Source organism: Loktanella sp. R86503 (assembly GCF_042466455.1).
Taxonomy (GTDB): Bacteria; Pseudomonadota; Alphaproteobacteria; order Rhodobacterales; family Rhodobacteraceae; genus Loktanella.
In genome coordinates this window covers 2,700,046-2,716,374 of record NZ_JAXHCI010000002.1, presented here as the reverse complement: position 1 = coordinate 2,716,374, position 16,329 = coordinate 2,700,046, and the positions used below count along the sequence as shown (strand labels likewise).

The following is a 16,329-nucleotide window of genomic DNA, read 5'->3' as shown; positions in this document are numbered from 1 at the left end:
GAAAGCGGCTCCGACTATATTCGGTTTTCGTTTTGTCAGAAGCTTTCGGCGGGTTGCTGTCATTCGACTGTCAGAAGTTGCTATGCTGCATTTCCCGCCATCACAAATATTGCCGGACCCCAATTTTCTAAAGGGTCCGCAGCCAAAACCCGTCGTGAAATCGGCAATCAGGACCGACCGCTACACCATCAATGCCCTAGGTGGCATAAGCTTTGAATTCCTTCCAAAGCAATTCGGCCACGGCGCGGACAATTGGTTTGGACTGTCGGAACGCATAGATGGTGACGTCAAAGGCAAGATGCGTGTGTGGCAAGTCTATTTCGCGCAGCTGCCCTTGCTTCAAATCTTGCGCGATCATGTGTTCTGGCAGGCGACCCCAGCCAAGGCCTGCGATCAAAAGGTGCTTTTTTGTGTGCAGGTCGCTGACGTACCAGCGGCGCTGACCTTTCTGCACACCTATTTCGCGGTCGAACAGCCCCCCGGCTTGCCCGCTGTCGCTTGCAATGACCTGATGAAAGCGCCGCAAGTCCGACAGCCGCTTGGGATTACCCATCTGAGCCCAAAGGGATGGTGATGTGACATTGCGCACCGTCGATGTTCCGAGGGGGATGTAGTCGAACCCCTCTTCCTCGAGCATGATCGAGGACATTGGCGAAATCGCAATTGCCGCGGTTTCTGTTTTTACGGCCTCGATGGTGCCAGACAGAACCTCGGGGCGCAAGACCACGCGGGTTTCGGGGAAATCCGTTTGCAGTTTGCATAAGATGGGGGTCAGCGCATTAAGGTTGGTGCTGCTATCCACCGCGATCGTGATCGTTTCTTCCTGCCCTTTCTCGAAATGCTGGATCAACTGACCCAGATCCTCCGCCTCTGTCAGAACGCGCAGGGATTGCAGATAGACCCGTTTGCCGACCGGGGTGAGTTCCAGCCGATACCCCGACCGGTCAAACAGTTCGGTTCCGGTCTGGAACTCCAGTGCCTTCAACGCTTGGCTGATCGCTGGCTGCGTCCGGTTAAGCCGTTCGGCGGCCGTTTTGACCGAGCCGGTTTCAACAACGGCGCGCAAAACGTTGAGTTGATCGAGCTTCATCAGGCACCAGAAGTTAAGGTGTGCTTATGTTGATGCTAAAAAAGTATAAATATCAATCAAGTTATGTTTCTTCTATCACCGGATCAACAACCGGAGAAGTCCAACGACACACGTCACTTTCCAAGAGCCAGCGCAGCCCGATCAGGTCGGCACGTTTAGCATCGCCCGTGCCCTTCCGAACCGTGCTGTGGATGCGGTGGGACCGTTCCTGCTTCTTGATCATCTGCCAAGTCGCAAAATCTCTCCCGGTGAGCTGCCAGAACCCGATGGTAGCTTTGCCCATCCCCATGCGGGGATCGTGACCTTTCACCTATGTCATGGAAGGCGCAATGACCCATTTCGACAGTCTGGGAAACCACAGCACAGTTACGGCGGGCGGTGTGCAATGGATGAACGCAGGCAACGGCGTCGTGCATGACGAAATGCTTGCGACGCCCCTGCGCCGTGATGGCGGGGTGCTGCATTCCTTTCAGTTCTGGATGAACTTGCCAGCGGCTAACAAGATCGAGCCTGCGCAATACATGCCGGTTGCGTCCCAAGATCTGCCCGTTGCCATGCTGGCGGGCGGACGTGGAGAGGTTAAAATCCTCCTTGGCGGCTATGACGGGCAAACCTCGCCCATCCCCACCTATGCGGGTGAATTTATCTGGCATATCAGGATAGAGCCGCTTGCAACGGTCGAAATCGCACTGCACGCCGATCTGCCTGTCGCCGGATACCTGCCGACGCAAGGGGCCGTGGTCGGGGATGCCAGGTTCGATGCGCATTCCCTTATCGGTTTGGCCCCCCAGGGTGGCAGGTTAAAGGTAACCAACCCGGCTGCCGAACCGTTGGATCTGCTGTTGTTTGGCGGTCAGGCGATCACCGATCCCATCGCCATGCGCGGCCCGTTTGTCATGAACAGTGACGGCGAACTGGCGCAAGCATTCCGCGCGTATCGCGCCGGGACATTCGGGCAGATTACCTATCCCGCCGGTCACGCCACCCATAAATTATAAAATAATGCCGCGAAGCCCCCAAGAGAGTTGAAAATCATGTCACAGAAAATTGCTATTATCGGCGGCGGTTACGTCGGTGCCGAACTCGCGAAGTCTCTCGACGCCACAGCGGACGTCACATTGATCGAGCCGCGCTGTCACTTCGTTCATGCGCCGGCCATGATCCGCGCCGTTGTGGACCCTTCGCTTCTAGAACGCGCTCTCATTCCCTATGATCGCCTGCTATCGAACGGCAGGGTCATCGAATCCAAGGCAATAGCAATAGACGCCAATGGCGTCACGTTGGAGAACGGCACGCGGGTCGAGGCGGATCAAATCGTTGTTGCCACCGGGTCCGGCAACGCCATGCCGTTCAAGCCGCAAGGCACCGATATCGCGGGCCTCAAGGCCGATAATCAACGCATCCATCGACAGCTTAAAACGGCGCGGCGCATCGGGATTGTCGGGGCGGGTTCTGTTGGCACCGAACTTGCGGGCGAAATCGCCCATGCCATGCCGGACAAGAAAATAACGCTGATTTCAAGCGACGACGCCATTTTCCCGACCATGCCGTCAAAGCTGGGCACTTCTTTGGCTGCGAAACTGCGCAAATCTGGCGTCACGCTCATTTTCGGCCAGAGGGCCGAGAACCTGCAAAGCATGACCGAACCATATGCGGGCAGCGTGCAACTTTCCGATGGGGCCCAGCACGACTTCGACCTGATTTTTCCGGCTATCGGATCGCGCGCGCAATCCGAGGTGCTTGAAACGCTTGCCGGTGTTCAGAAAACGACCGCAAACCGGATCAAGGTCGATCAATGGATGCGCCCATCCGCGCTGCCCAATGTGTTTGCTGCCGGCGATGTCGCGGATGCAGGCGACGGTATGACGATTGTGGCCATCAGCCGCCAGCTGCCTTGGCTCAAGGCGACGTTGGCCAGATTAGCAGCGGGCAAAGCCATTGAGGATATCAAGCCTTACAAACCATGGGGCAGCAAGGCACCCATCCTCGTGCCGCTTGGCTCCAAGCAAGGCAATTCCTTCCTTGGCTTCATAACCGCCGGCGACTTCCTGACCAGCAAGATGAAGGGCGCGGACCTGTTTGTGAGGAAATACGCAAAGCTGCTGAACCGGCCTGAAGGCTGATCACCTTACGCAATTTTTCCATAAGAAAAAACCAGCGAAATTTCCCGAAGATCTTTTTTTATGTCAACCGCGCTTGGTGCCGGCTTCCTGTCTGTACCGGGTATCGGTTCGTCAGTCATGGCACAGACGCCCAAATTCGTCATTGGCAACTTTGAGGCACCGGACCTGTACGACTAGGCCGCCTTGGAAGTCGTGACGGACCGCGACGACGGCTATCACAATGATGGAAACCCGCGCCATTACGAGTGGTGGTACTTTGATCTATTCAACGCGTCAGGCCTCCAAGGCTGCGGTGATCCTGATGGATCGCCCGTTGATCATGTTGGACAACCCTGATCTTCCGCCGATGTTAATGTGGAACGTCGAACTTCCCGACGGCACCAACTGCGATTTTCAGGTGCCGTTCCCCGGTGTGGACTTCATCGTGTTAAAGGATCATTGCGACGTAAAGCTGGGCAACAACTGGTGCGAAGGCCGCTACCCGAATTGGCAGCTTCACGCAGAACATGATGATGTGGTCGTCGACCTGAAGCTTGTCGCGACCGTTGAATCCTGGCGTGCCGGATCAGGAGCGATGTATTGCGACGAGGCGCTGACGGTGTTTAACGCGCATGTTGTGCCCGCACCGCGCGCCGTTGTGAACGGCACCATTAATGTCCTTTTCGGAAAGTATCCTTAAGGCGGAAGCGAACTGGCTTCTGTAGGTCCAAGTTTGCCTGCTTGTAAGCATCCGCCGCAAGGGGGCATACTGGATGTTTGGATCGAAGCATTTAAGAACGGATATTTGGGGCGCGGTGGGGCGTTCTAAGAAACTCGTCCTGCCTTGCGCTTTCGTCAGCGTGGTCTGCTCTATCCAGACCCAATATGCGCCTGCGACGTTACTGATCGACCTAACGCGGCAGTGGGGCAGGGCGTTTAGGTGCGTGTGAAAGCCGCAGCTTTCCAGCATAATGTTGAATGTCGGCGGCACAATTTTTTGAAGCCATCAATGTATGCAAAGATCCCCACCTCGGTCACGGCTCGCTGATCACCAAGCAAATCAACGTCGCCGGGTTTCGGCGGCCTCGGTGCTTATGATGGCAAGCGATGCACCAATATCCAAGGTTTTACGATTCTGATCCAAGATAAATCTGCAGCGGTCTGGCTGTTTGCGACGGCTTGTTCGCGGCAATCTTGTCTCGATAAATTGCGCTGCCTATGATGAAATTTATCGAAATCGTATAATTATCAATTATATGCGGCTCTCGCCTTACTTCTAAACTCTTTTAGTCGACTATTCCCGTTGACGTATCTGACTATTTCAGTCAGAAAACGTTCATCGTCCTAGCCACCTTTGCGGCAGCCCGGAATACACAATGTCAAAAGGTGACGCCATGTCCGCTTCGACACAATTGCAGGATGCGCCGACGCACAACGCCAAGGATCTGATGGCCGGTGGTGATCAGGCTTGGATCATGCTGGCAGGTCAGGTTTATCTGTTGCGCGTGACGCGCGCCGGCAAGCTGATTTTGACGAAATGACCGTGCGCCCGCATTTCCCCGGCCATGATGTGCCGCAGCAAACGCCGCGCGGCGGTGCGCCCGTTGGCGCCCTGCACGAGCTTGCGCCGATTGAGCTGGCCGCCGTTGTCTATCTGCGTGCCTGGTGCACGGGCGGGGCCGATCGCGGCATGATCGCCCGGGATTTCGGTCTGGTCATGGGGGATGCGGCGGGGCCTGCCGTCGCAAACTTTGATGCCTTGATGTCCACGCTGTTGGAAAATGCCCGGCGCCCTGTCATGCGGCATGGGCTGGGGTGCAGTTGCATCGGCGGCGATGAAAATGCCTTTGCCAACCTTGTTGCGGCTGCGGCCGGACAGGACCACGACGAAGCGCTTTTGTTTGCCAGCGCCTTGATTAAAGGTCACGCAGCATGGGGTGCGGTCGATCTGGCGCTACGTCTGGGGCAAGTCTTTCTGCGCTTGGCGCGGATGCCGAATACGGCACCCGTTCCAACGCATGCTCAACACAACTCTCGTTACAAGAATTAAGGAAAACGACCTCATGAAATCCATGCTTTTCGCCATGACGGCAACAACCGCGCTGACAGCCTTGCCCGCCTTTGCGGTCGAGCGGGCAGAGGTGCTGGGCACCTATGCCAACATCGCGGCGGCAGGATATGCTGACAGCCTGACCACGGCGCAGGAATTGCAAGCGGCTGTCAACGCACTGCTGGACCAGCCGTCAGAGGATACGCTGCAGGCGGCCCGCACCGCATGGATTGCTGCGCGGGTGCCTTACATGCAGACCGAAGCCTATCGCTTTGGCAATGCGATGGTCGACGATTGGGAAGGCCGGGTGAACGCCTGGCCGCTGGACGAGGGGCTGATTGATTACGTCGATGCGGCCTATGGCGGGGCGACGGACGAAAACGAATTCGCCGTGCTGAATGTCGTGGCAAATCCGTCGTTCACCTTGTCGGGCGAAGAGGTGGACGCAACCCAGATCACCCCGGACCTGTTGCAGGACACCCTGCAAGAGGCAGACGGCGTGGAGGCGAATGTCGCAACTGGTTATCACGCAGTGGAATTTCTGCTGTGGGGGCAGGATCTGAACGGCACGGATGCCGGGGCCGGGGACCGGTCCTGGACTGACTATGCCGCCGGGGACGACTGCACCAATGGCAACTGTGACCGCCGTGCCGATTACCTGCGGGCCGCGACAGATCTGCTGGTAACGGATCTGGACGAAATGGCCGCGGCCTGGGCCGATGGCGGTGCCGCGCGGACGACGCTGCTGGCGGATGAAGCCGCTGGCATCTCGGCCATGCTGACGGGAATGGGGTCGCTGTCCTATGGAGAGCTGGCCGGCCAGCGTATGAAGCTGGGCGTCATGATGAACGACCCCGAAGAAGAGCATGACTGCTTTTCCGACAACACGCATATGAGCCACTATTACGACGGTCTTGGTATCCAAAACGTCTATCTTGGCAGCTATACCCGCATTGACGGCAGCACCGTGACAGGCCCGTCATTGTCCGATCTGGTGTCCGAGGCTGATCCGGCCGTCGATGCGCAGCTGAAGGACGAGTTGGAAGCTTCTGTCGCGGCATTGGCCGTGATCCGTGACAAGGCAGAGGCCGGAATGGCCTATGATCAAATGCTGGCCCGCGAAAATACCGAAGGCGAGGCGCTGGTGATGGACGCTGTGAATGCACTTGTCACGCAGACCCGTTCGATCGAACGCGCGGTGGCCGCGCTGGACCTGAACGGGATTGCGCTGGAAGGCTCTGACAGCCTGGATAACCCGGACGCGGTGTTCCAGTAACGCAGGTGTTGCGTTGCACTGTTGCTCCGGCGGTGCCATCAGATAACTGACATGATGCGGCAAGGTTCCTTGCCGCATCGACCCGTTTAAAAGACAAGATGCCGATATGATCCAGCGACACGGACCCCTATTACTTGGCTGCGCTGCCGTTTTGGCGCTGGGCGGTCCGGCTGTGACGGCTCTGGCGCAGTCCCATGCGGATCCGGCACCCTCTGAAACCTACGACCTGAATGCACCGCATCTGGCCATCCAGCCGCGCACCGCGGCAGAGGCTTCTCGTATCGCGGGCGTAACTGCGCCAACCACGGATTTCACCAGGGCAGAACCGTTCGAGGCAAATAGCGCAGGCGCAGCCACTGTGCGGGCGCGCAATAACGGCGATGCCTTTTCTATTCCCTCTGGCAATATGCCGTTCGAAAGAGAGTTAGATTTTAAGGTTGGCGACGGGCTGTTTCGCAAGCTTTGGGTGTCGTCACCGTCGTCGACGCTTGTGTCGGACGGGCTTGGCCCGCTGTACAACGCACGTAGCTGCCAGAACTGCCATCTGAAAGACGGGCGCGGCCGCCCGCCTGAAGGTGATGAGGAGGCCGTGTCAATGTTCCTGCGCATTTCGGTCCCTGCGCCGACCGATGCGGATATGTCGGAACTGGACGCTTTTCTGCTAAGCCTTGGCGGGGACGATACGCCGCGCACTGCGCCCGATCCGGTCTATGGCGGGCAATTGCAGAACTTCTCCGTGCAGGGTCATCCTGCCGAATATCGCATGGGCATCACTTATGCAGATAAAAAGGTGCATCTGTCGGGTGGGCAGACCGCGACCTTGACCGTGCCAACCTATACCGCCGACAACCTTGGCTATGGGCCGCTTGCCCCCGGTGCCATGCTGTCGCCCCGCGTGGCCCCGCAGATGATCGGCCTTGGCCTGCTAGAGGCGATCCCCGCCGCCGATATTCTGGCGCAGGCTGATCCCGATGACGCTGACGGTGACGGCATTTCCGGGCGGGCGCAGGTGGTTTGGTCCTTCGAGGCGGATCGCCCGATGCTCGGCCGCTTTGGCCTGAAGGCGGGCGCGCCTTCGATCCGTGAACAATCCGCTTCTGCCTTTGCTGGCGATATCGGGATTTCCACCCCGATCTTTGACGCGCCGTGGGGCGATTGCACTGACGCGCAGGCTGATTGCCAAAACGCGGTTCACGGCACGACCGGCACGGAAGAACTGACCGAGATCAACGCAGAGGGGCTTGATCTGGTCACGTTTTATGCCCGCAATCTGGGTGTGCCGGAAAGGCGTGACGTGGATGACCCGCGTGTGCTGCGCGGCAAGCAGGTGTTCTATGACACCGGGTGCATCGCCTGCCATACGCCGAAATATGTCACCGAACGGCTGGATGACCAACCAGAGCAGAGTTTCCAACTGATCTGGCCCTATACCGACATGCTGTTGCACGACATGGGCCCCGGTCTGGCCGATAACCGCCCCGAAGGGCGCGCCAACGGGCAGGAATGGCGCACCCCGCCATTGTGGGGCATCGGTCTGACGCAAACCGTGTCAGGGCATACATACTTTCTGCACGATGGCCGCGCCCGTTCCCTGCTAGAGGCAGTGCTGTGGCATGGCGGCGAGGCGCAGGCGCAGCGTGATGCCGTCGTGGCAATGGATCCGCAAGACCGGGACGATTTAATCGCATATCTGGAGTCGCTATGAAACTGGTTCTAACACTTGCAGCGGCCTTGACGGCATCCTCTGCCTTTGCCGACGTGAATGACGTCGTAGAGGGTCATATCCTGCCGGGCTATGCAGCGTTCGATGCAGCCGCCGCTGACCTGCGCGATGCCGCCGCGGCCGATTGCAGCCCCGGCGCGGTGCGCCCGGCGTGGAATGCTGCGTTTGATGCCTGGATGGCGGTCAGTCATCTAAAGTTCGGCCCTGTTGAACAAGACGGTGCCTCTGTCATCGTGGCCTTCTGGCCGGACGAACGCAGCGCAACGCCAAAGGCGCTGGCCCGTCTGATCGCCGATCAGGACCCGATCATCGAAACGGCGGAAGGGACGGCACAAATCTCGGTTGCGGCGCGGGGCATCTATGCTTTGGAATATCTGCTGTATGATCCGCAGTTCGAACAGGCGGGGCAATATGGCTGCGCCTTGACGCAGGCATTGACGGCAGATCTGGCAGCAATCGCTGCGCGAATCAATCAGGACTGGCAAAGCGATTACGCCGATACGATGCGCAGCGCGGGCGAGCCAGGCAACCAGATTTACCTAAGCGAGAAGGAAGCGACACAGGCGCTGTTTACGGCGCTTCTGGCGGGCCTTGATTTTAATGTCGAACAGCGTTTGGCGCGTCCGCTCGGCACCTTTGATCGCCCCCGCCCGAACCGGGCAGAGGCGTGGCGGTCAGGCCGCAGCCAGCGCAACATTGTGCTGTCCTTGCAGGCCATGGCAGACATGGCGCAGCAACTGACGGATGGCACGGCACCGGTCACGCAGGCCGCGATGATCCGTGCGATCGAACTGGCCGAAGGTCTGGATGATCCAATTCTGGCCGGTGTTGACGACCCGTCCCAGCGGCTAAAGATCGAAATTGTGCAACAGGCGATCACCACCGCATATGACGCGGTGCTGGGTGAAATCGGCGCGACACTGGGCGTGTCGGCCGGTTTCAATTCGGCGGACGGGGACTGAGATGACAACGCGGCGCGGATTTCTGGCCAGCCTTGCAGCGGCGGTCGCGATTCCAACCATGACCTGGGCGGACGCCGGATCGCCGGACTACCTTGCCGCCGCAAAAGAGCCGGACGGCAGCTTTGCGCTTTATGGCCTGACAGCAGCGGGCCAGCAGCGGTTTCGCATTCCGCTGCCGGGGCGCGGCCATGCGGGTGCGGGCCATCCCATCCGGCCAGAGGCGGTGACCTTTGCCCGCCGTCCCGGCACCTATGCGCTGGTGATCGACTGTGTTCAGGGCCGCGTGATCCGCACCTTGACCGCACCGGACGGGCACCATTTCAGCGGACACGGCGCGTTTTCAGCGGATGGAGAAGTGTTGTTTACTGCAGAGGTAGACAACACCACGGGCAGCGGTTGGATTGGTCAATGGACCCGTGCGGGCGGCTATCGCCGCACCGGGCAGTTTGCCTCTGGCGGAATTGGCCCGCACGAGGTTTTGCGCCGTCCCGATGGTGGGCTGGTGGTCGCCAACGGCGGCATCATCGCTGCGCTGGACGACGACCGCACCAAGCTGAACCTTGATACGATGCGCCCGAACCTTACCTATCTGGCGCTGGACGGCACGGTCGAGGAACAGATTGAACTGGCCCCCGATTTGCACTGGAATTCGATCCGTCATCTGGCGGCCCATGCGGACGGCACCATCGCCTTTGCCATGCAATGGGAAGGCGCGGCAGAGGTAACGCCGCCTTTGCTGGGTCTGCATCGCCGCGGGCAGGCCCCTGTCATGTGCCATTTGCCGGATGCCATGGCGACCCGGTTGCACAATTACGCCGGCAGCGTCGCCTTCGAGGCCGCAGGCGACCGTGTTGCGATCACATCGCCCAAGGGGGGTGTACTGGCGGTCTTTGATCTGGACGGGACATTCCTCGACATGCCCGTCCGGGCCGATGTTTGCGGCATCGGGGCCGCGCCGGACGGCTTTATGCTGACCGATGGTTTTGGTGGAATGGTGCAGTTTGGCGCAGATGCCCTGTCAGGGGTCGGCGCGTTCAATGTCGCCTGGGACAATCACCTGATCACGATCTAGCGGCAATCCGCGCCTTGAGCGCCGCCAGCACGCGGGCGGCGGCGGGTGTCGGTGCGTCGCCTTTGCGGGCGATCAGGGCATAGGGTCCGACAGCCATGTCGGGGGCAACATCCAGAATACGGATGTTGCTGTTCATGCGGTACGGCGCGACCAGCACATCCGCGATTGACCGCGCGACCGGGGCCACCACATCGGTATCCGACACAATCGCCAGCGTCAGCACCAGCGATGACGTGCTAAGCGTGCGCTGCGGCGGGGCAAGGTCGCGGTCCAGCAGATAAGCTTCGACCGCGTGGCGCATCAGGCCGCCCTGGCTTTGCATGACCCAGTCATAGGCAAGCGTGTCGGCAAGTGTGAACTGCGGATTGCGGGTCAGTGGATGATGCTTTCGCACGATCAAGGCGATAGGCTCTGCCCCGATGGGTATCGCGGTGATGTCGCGGGCCGGGGCACCGGGCAGCATCCGCCCAAGGTAAAAGTCGATGCGCTGGGCCAGCAAGGCATCCGCCAGCACGTCAGATGTTTCGACCATGACGTCGAATTCAATCTCTGGATGGGTCACGCGCATGTCGCGGATCAGGGGCAGGATCAGCTCTAACCCCGCGCCGGTGACCGCGCCAATCCGCACCAGACCGCTTGTGCCCTGCGCATGTGTGTCGAGGCTGGCAAAGGCGGTTTCCAGATCGCGTAGGGCCACGCGGGCGCTGCGGACCAGCAAAACGCCAGCGTCGGTTAGCCGGGCACCGCGCGGGTTGCGTATCAACAAGGGTGTGCCGGCGGTCTGTTCCAGCTCTGCCAACATACGGGACGCGGCGGGCTGGGTGATGCCGACCTGCGCCGCCGCTCCGGATATTTGACCAAGGTCCGCCACAGCAATCAGCAGCCGCAGTTGCGGCAGGCGCAGTCCGCGCTGGATCAGGCTGGCAAGGGTGCTGGGCGGGGATGTCATGGTAAACCTGTCGTTCGTTACGAAATCCGGTATACCAATAACGATATATCCGGCGCAAGGAATTGCATTGGCAGCGCATAGCGCAAGCGCATAGATTGCGCGCAGCGGCCTGCTTTGGCCAATACCTTCAACTGCACCTGATGCTGTCGGCATTTGCCGATGGCCGCACCCTTTCTAGGAATGTCCGATGACTTTCACACCCGCCCCCTGGCCCCGCACCCTGCGTTCGCAAGAATGGTATGGCGGCACCAGCCGTGATAATATCTATCACCGGGGTTGGCTGAAAAATCAGGGGTATCCCGACGATCTTTTCGACGGGCGCCCTGTGATTGGCATTCTGAACACTTGGTCCGACCTGACCCCCTGTAACGGCCACCTGCGCGAACTAGCAGAAAAGGTGAAAGCCGGCGTCTGGGAAGCTGGCGGCTTTCCTGTCGAAGTGCCCGTGTTCAGCGCATCCGAAAATACATTCCGCCCCACGGCGATGATGTATCGCAACCTTGCCGCGATGGCTGTGGAAGAGGTGATGCGCGCCCAGCCCATCGACGGCGCGGTGCTGCTGGTCGGCTGTGACAAGACGACGCCTTCGCTGATGATGGGGGCAGCATCGACCGACATTCCGTCCATCGTCGTCACGGGCGGGCCGATGCTGAACGGCTGGTTTAAGGGCGAACGCATGGGGTCCGGCACGGCGCTGTGGCAGATGTCCGAAGACATCAAGGCCGGCAAAATGACACAAGAAGAATTCCTTGCGGCCGAGCAGGCGATGAGCCGTTCGTCCGGCACCTGCAACACAATGGGCACCGCGTCCACCATGGCCAGCATGGCCGAGGCGCTTGGCATGGCCCTGTCCGGCAACGCCGCAATCCCCGGCGTTGACAGCCGCCGCCGGGTCATGGCGCAGATGACGGGCCGCCGTATCGTGCAAATGGTCAAGGACGACCTGAAGCCGTCCGATATCATGACCAAACAGGCCTTTGAAAACGCGATCCGCTGCAACGGCGCGATTGGCGGATCGACTAACGCGGTCATCCACCTGCTGGCGCTGGCTGGTCGGGTTGGCGTCGATCTGACGCTGGACGACTGGGATCGCTGCGGCCGCGATGTGCCGACGATCGTGAACCTGATGCCATCGGGCAAATACCTGATGGAAGAATTCTTTTACGCGGGCGGCTTGCCTGTCGTGCTGAAGCGTCTGTCAGAAGCCGGGATGCTGCATGACGATGCGTTGACCGTGTCCGGCACCACGATCGGTGAAGAAGTCGCCGGTGCGCAAAACTGGAACGACGACGTCATCCTGCCGGTCGAAAAGGCGCTGGCGGCATCGGGGGGCATCGCCGTGCTGCGCGGGAACCTTGCACCCAACGGCGCCGTGCTGAAACCGTCGGCCGCCAGTCCGCACCTGATGAAGCATCGTGGCCGGGCCGTCGTGTTCGAAGACATCGACGACTATAAGGCACGGATCAACGATGATGCGCTGGATATCGACGAAACCTGCGTCATGGTCCTGAAAAACTGTGGCCCCAAAGGCTATCCGGGCATGAGCGAGGTGGGCAATATGGGCCTGCCACCCAAGGTGCTGAAAAAGGGAATCACGGATATGGTCCGTATCTCTGATGCGCGCATGTCGGGCACGGCTTACGGCACCGTTGTGCTGCACACCGCGCCAGAGGCGGCCGCCGGTGGCCCGCTGGCGGTTGTGCGCACAGGCGATATGATCGAGCTTGATGTCGAAGCCCGCCGCATCCATCTGGACATCAGCGATGACGAGCTTGCCGCGCGTCTGGCCGCTTGGACCCCCGCCGCGCCGATGTTTACCTCGGGCTATTCCAAGCTGTTTGTGGATATGGTCGAAGGGGCGGATACAGGGGCCGACTTTGGCATCCTGAAAGGAAGCCGTGGAAACGAGGTGCCGCGTGACAGTCACTAATATCCGGGGTGCAGGCGCTGGCGGCGTGGGTCGCCAGTTGATGAGCGAGCCGATTGCCCTGCTGGGCATCGGCAAGATCGCCCGCGATCAGCATATTCCGGCGATTGCCGGGTCCGGGGCTTTTGCGTTGGCAGCCACGGTTAGCCGGTCAGGCGGCGTGGACAGCGTGGAAAATCACGGCGACATTGCTGCCTTGCTTGCGGCACGTCCGGATATTCGCGCGGTATCGCTGTGTATGCCGCCGGTGCCGCGTTTTGACATTGCCATGGCCGCGCTTGCGGCAGGCAAGCACGTCATGCTGGAAAAGCCGCCCGGCGCGACCGTGTCGGAAGTGCTGAAACTCGAACGCCTTGCCCGCGCCAAGGGTGTGACCTTGTTTGCGACATGGCATTCGCGCCATGCCGCTGGCGTCGCGCAGGCCCGCGCCTATCTGCGCGATGCGCAGATCAAGCATGTACAGATCGACTGGAAAGAGGACGTGCGCCGCTGGCATCCGGGACAAGACTGGATCTGGCAGGCTGGCGGGCTTGGCGTGTTCGATCCCGGCATCAACGCCTTGTCGATCATGACGGAAATCCTGCCAAGCCCTGTGCATCTGACAGCGGCGACGCTGGCGTTTCCGCAAAACCGCGACACACCGATTGCCGCTGATCTGGCCTTTGCCGGGCCTACGGGTATGCGCGTCGATGCTGTTTTCGACTGGCGGCAGGAGGGTCCGCAAAGCTGGAATATCACCGTCGATACCACGCAGGGCCAGTTGCGTCTGACCGACGGGGGTGCAACGTTGCACATCGACGGTATGGCGCAAAAAACGGACGGCTTGGGTGAATATCCGGGCCTGTACCACCGCTTTGCCGAATTGATCGAGGCGGGTCAGTCCGATGTGGACGTCAGCCCGCTGCAACATGTTGCAGACGCATTTCTGCTGGGCCGCCGCGATGTCGTGGAGGCTTTTGAAGACTGATTTAAAGGACAGGTTATGACCGCATTGGCCGGACAGCACTACATCAACGGCGCTTGGACAGGGGGCGGCGTGACGTTCAAGTCTGATCCGGTCAGCGGCGACCCGGTCACGGTCTATTGCGGCGGCGCGGCAGAAATCGACGCGGCGATGCAGGCGGCAGAGGCAGCCTTTGTCACATACGGCTGGACCGGGCGCGAGGAACGCGCGGCTCTGCTTGATGCGATTGCCGATGAAATCGACGCACGCGGCGATGATCTGACGGCCTATGGCAGCGCCGAAACCGGCCTGCCTGCCGCCCGCCTGAATGGAGAGCGGGGACGCACCTGCGGCCAACTGCGCCTGTTTGCCGACCACATTCGCAAAGGCGATTTTCTAGACCGCCGGTTCGATCCTGCCTTGCCGGATCGCGCACCGTTGCCGCGCCCTGATCTGCGGATGATCCAGCGCCCGCTTGGCCCGGTGGGCGTGTTTGGCGCGTCGAACTTTCCGCTCGCGTTTTCAACCGCTGGCGGCGACACGGCGGCCGCGCTCGCCGCTGGGTGTCCGGTGGTTTACAAAGGCCACCCGGGCCATCCTGCGACAGGGGAAATCGTGGCGCAAGCCATTGCCGCCGCCATCGAAAAGACAGGCATGCCAAAGGGCACCTTTGGCTTTGTGCAATCCAACACCAACGCAGCAGGAGAGGCGCTGGTCCAGCATCCGCTGACCCGCGCCGTAGGCTTCACCGGATCCTATCGCGGCGGCAAAGCGCTGTTCGATCTGGCGATGGCCCGGCCAGAGCCGATCCCGTTCTTTGGCGAGCTTGGCGCGATCAACCCCGTGTTTATCCTGCCCGCAGCGGCCACAGCGCGTGCCGCAACGATTGGCACCGGCTGGGCCGGATCGTTGACCATGGGCGTGGGCCAATTCTGCACGAACCCCGGTGTTGTCATCGTGCCTGACGCGCAGGCGGATGACTTTATTGCCGCAGCGCAGGATGCATTGGCGCAGGTCGCGCCCACCCCGATGCTGACGGGCGGCACGGCGGAAGGCTACCGCACCGGTGTGGCGCAGGCGGCGTCCCACGCCAGCGTGACGACTTGCCTGAACGCGGCTGGCAGCGGGCGCGACGGCGGACCTGCGCTGTTCGTCCTCACCGGCGCGGACTGGCTGGCGAACCCCGATTTGGCGGCAGAAATGTTCGGCCCCGCCGGCATTGTTATTCGCGCCAAAGATCAGGGCGAAGTGCAGCAGATCGCGCAGGCTTTGCATGGTCAGCTGACCTGCACCCTGCAAATGGACGACGCCGATCTAAACGCCGCCCGCGCACTTGTGCCGGTTCTGGAACGCAAGGCGGGCCGTTTGCTGGTCAACGCTTTCCCCACCGGAGTAGAGGTGGCGGACAGCATGGTCCACGGTGGCCCGTTCCCTGCCAGCACAAATTTTGGCGCGACATCCGTCGGAACGCTGGCGATCCGGCGATTTACTCGCCCCGTGTGCTATCAGGACATGCCGCAGGCCCTGCTGCCGCAGGACTTGCAGGACCAGTAACCTGCGCCTTGGACCATACTGCGCAGGTCACCCTGATGGCCTGCGCAGTTTGGCTGCGCCCTTGTTATCCGCTTTCACAATTGGTCCGGACACACTAGGCATCCCCGAACTGGCTATTTTGGGGAAGACTATGGCGCAAAAAGCCACCATCTACAAAGTTGAACTGTCCGTATCGGACATGGATCGACATTACTATGAAACGCACAAGCTGACCGTGGCCAAACATCCGTCGGAAACCGACGAACGGATGATGGTGCGCCTGCTGGCCTTTGCCTTGAACGCGCACGAGCTGCTGGAGATGACGAAGGGCCTGTCGACGGACGATGAACCCGACGTCTGGCAGAAAAGCCTGAGCGGCGAGCTGGAACTTTGGGTCGCGCTTGGATTGCCAAGCGAAAAGGTCGTACGTCAGTCCTGCGGCAAGGCCGATGCCGTCGTGGTCTATTGCTACGGCGGGCGCCCGGCAGAGGTATGGTGGGACAAGATCAGAAACAGCACGACGCGTTTCGATAATCTTGCCGTCGTCAATCTGGATGAGGCTGAAACCGGCGAACTGGCCACGCTGGCAGACCGGTCGATGAAGCTGCAGATCAATATCCAGGACGGTGAAGTGATGGTCAGCACCGGCGATCGCATTGTCTATGTCACGCCGGTCATATGGAAATCTGGCGGTCAATAAGA

The 16,329-nt window shown here is 60.4% G+C and carries 15 protein-coding genes; 13 read left to right on the top strand and 2 right to left on the bottom strand.

From position 1 onward, the window contains the following. Positions 1 to 196 precede the first annotated feature (196 nt). Positions 197 to 1,090, bottom strand: a complete 894-nt coding sequence (locus tag SJY10_RS14335; protein ID WP_386683814.1) for a LysR family transcriptional regulator — start codon at positions 1,088 to 1,090, stop codon at positions 197 to 199. A 317-nt stretch (positions 1,091 to 1,407) separates the two neighbouring features. Between SJY10_RS14335 and SJY10_RS14330 the strand changes: the two genes are divergently transcribed. The 9 genes from SJY10_RS14330 (at position 1,408) to SJY10_RS14290 (ending at position 10,275) form a co-directional block, all read left to right on the top strand. Next, complete coding sequence (locus tag SJY10_RS14330) at positions 1,408 to 2,088, top strand: pirin family protein (protein WP_386683811.1); 681 nt, start codon at positions 1,408 to 1,410, stop codon at positions 2,086 to 2,088. 36 nt (positions 2,089 to 2,124) lie between these two features. Beyond that, positions 2,125 to 3,213, top strand: coding sequence for an NAD(P)/FAD-dependent oxidoreductase (locus SJY10_RS14325; RefSeq protein ID WP_386683808.1), 1,089 nt, complete (start codon positions 2,125 to 2,127; stop codon positions 3,211 to 3,213). A gap of 220 nt (positions 3,214 to 3,433) precedes the next feature. Next, complete coding sequence (locus SJY10_RS14320; protein WP_386683806.1) at positions 3,434 to 3,892, top strand: hypothetical protein; 459 nt, start codon at positions 3,434 to 3,436, stop codon at positions 3,890 to 3,892. A gap of 694 nt (positions 3,893 to 4,586) precedes the next feature. After that, on the top strand, positions 4,587 to 4,733 hold the full coding sequence (hemP, locus tag SJY10_RS14315; RefSeq protein WP_386683803.1) for a hemin uptake protein HemP: 147 nt from the start codon (positions 4,587 to 4,589) through the stop codon (positions 4,731 to 4,733). Beyond that, entirely contained in the window at positions 4,730 to 5,242 is a 513-nt protein-coding gene (locus SJY10_RS14310; RefSeq protein WP_386683801.1) for a hypothetical protein, read from the top strand. Before hemP ends, SJY10_RS14310 begins: the two co-directional genes overlap by 4 nt. Positions 5,243 to 5,255: 13 nt before the next feature. Further along, positions 5,256 to 6,518: an imelysin family protein gene (locus tag SJY10_RS14305; RefSeq protein WP_386683799.1), complete on the top strand. Its 1,263-nt coding sequence runs from the start codon at positions 5,256 to 5,258 to the stop codon at positions 6,516 to 6,518. Positions 6,519 to 6,624: 106 nt separating this feature from the next. After that, on the top strand, positions 6,625 to 8,223 hold the full coding sequence (locus SJY10_RS14300) for a di-heme oxidoredictase family protein (protein WP_386683797.1): 1,599 nt from the start codon (positions 6,625 to 6,627) through the stop codon (positions 8,221 to 8,223). Beyond that, a complete protein-coding gene (locus tag SJY10_RS14295; protein ID WP_386683795.1) occupies positions 8,220 to 9,203 on the top strand; it encodes an imelysin family protein in 984 nt (327 codons plus the stop codon). The genes SJY10_RS14300 and SJY10_RS14295 overlap by 4 nt, the downstream gene beginning before the upstream one ends. Before the next feature lies 1 nt (position 9,204). Next, positions 9,205 to 10,275, top strand: a complete 1,071-nt coding sequence (locus tag SJY10_RS14290; protein WP_386683793.1) for a DUF1513 domain-containing protein — start codon at positions 9,205 to 9,207, stop codon at positions 10,273 to 10,275. Here the strand turns inward: SJY10_RS14290 and SJY10_RS14285 are convergent. Next, the gene (locus SJY10_RS14285) at positions 10,265 to 11,224 is read right to left on the bottom strand and encodes a LysR family transcriptional regulator (protein ID WP_386683791.1); all 960 of its coding nucleotides are present in this window, start codon (positions 11,222 to 11,224) and stop codon (positions 10,265 to 10,267) included. The genes SJY10_RS14290 and SJY10_RS14285 overlap by 11 nt on opposite strands. Before the next feature lie 187 nt (positions 11,225 to 11,411). Here SJY10_RS14285 and araD point away from each other — a divergent pair, with 187 nt between their 5' ends. From araD to SJY10_RS14265, 4 genes are all read left to right on the top strand, one after another. Continuing rightward, a complete protein-coding gene (araD, locus tag SJY10_RS14280; RefSeq protein ID WP_386683789.1) occupies positions 11,412 to 13,154 on the top strand; it encodes an L-arabinonate dehydratase in 1,743 nt (580 codons plus the stop codon). Between the two features lie 40 nt (positions 13,155 to 13,194). Then, on the top strand, positions 13,195 to 14,118 hold the full coding sequence (locus SJY10_RS14275; RefSeq protein ID WP_386684700.1) for a Gfo/Idh/MocA family protein: 924 nt from the start codon (positions 13,195 to 13,197) through the stop codon (positions 14,116 to 14,118). A 15-nt stretch (positions 14,119 to 14,133) separates the two neighbouring features. After that, positions 14,134 to 15,648 (top strand): aldehyde dehydrogenase (NADP(+)), encoded by a 1,515-nt coding sequence (locus tag SJY10_RS14270; RefSeq protein WP_386683788.1) that lies wholly within the window; start codon positions 14,134 to 14,136, stop codon positions 15,646 to 15,648. A gap of 130 nt (positions 15,649 to 15,778) precedes the next feature. Beyond that, the gene (locus SJY10_RS14265; protein WP_386683786.1) at positions 15,779 to 16,327 is read left to right on the top strand and encodes a YaeQ family protein; all 549 of its coding nucleotides are present in this window, start codon (positions 15,779 to 15,781) and stop codon (positions 16,325 to 16,327) included. The last annotated feature ends 2 nt before the right edge of the window (positions 16,328 to 16,329 follow it).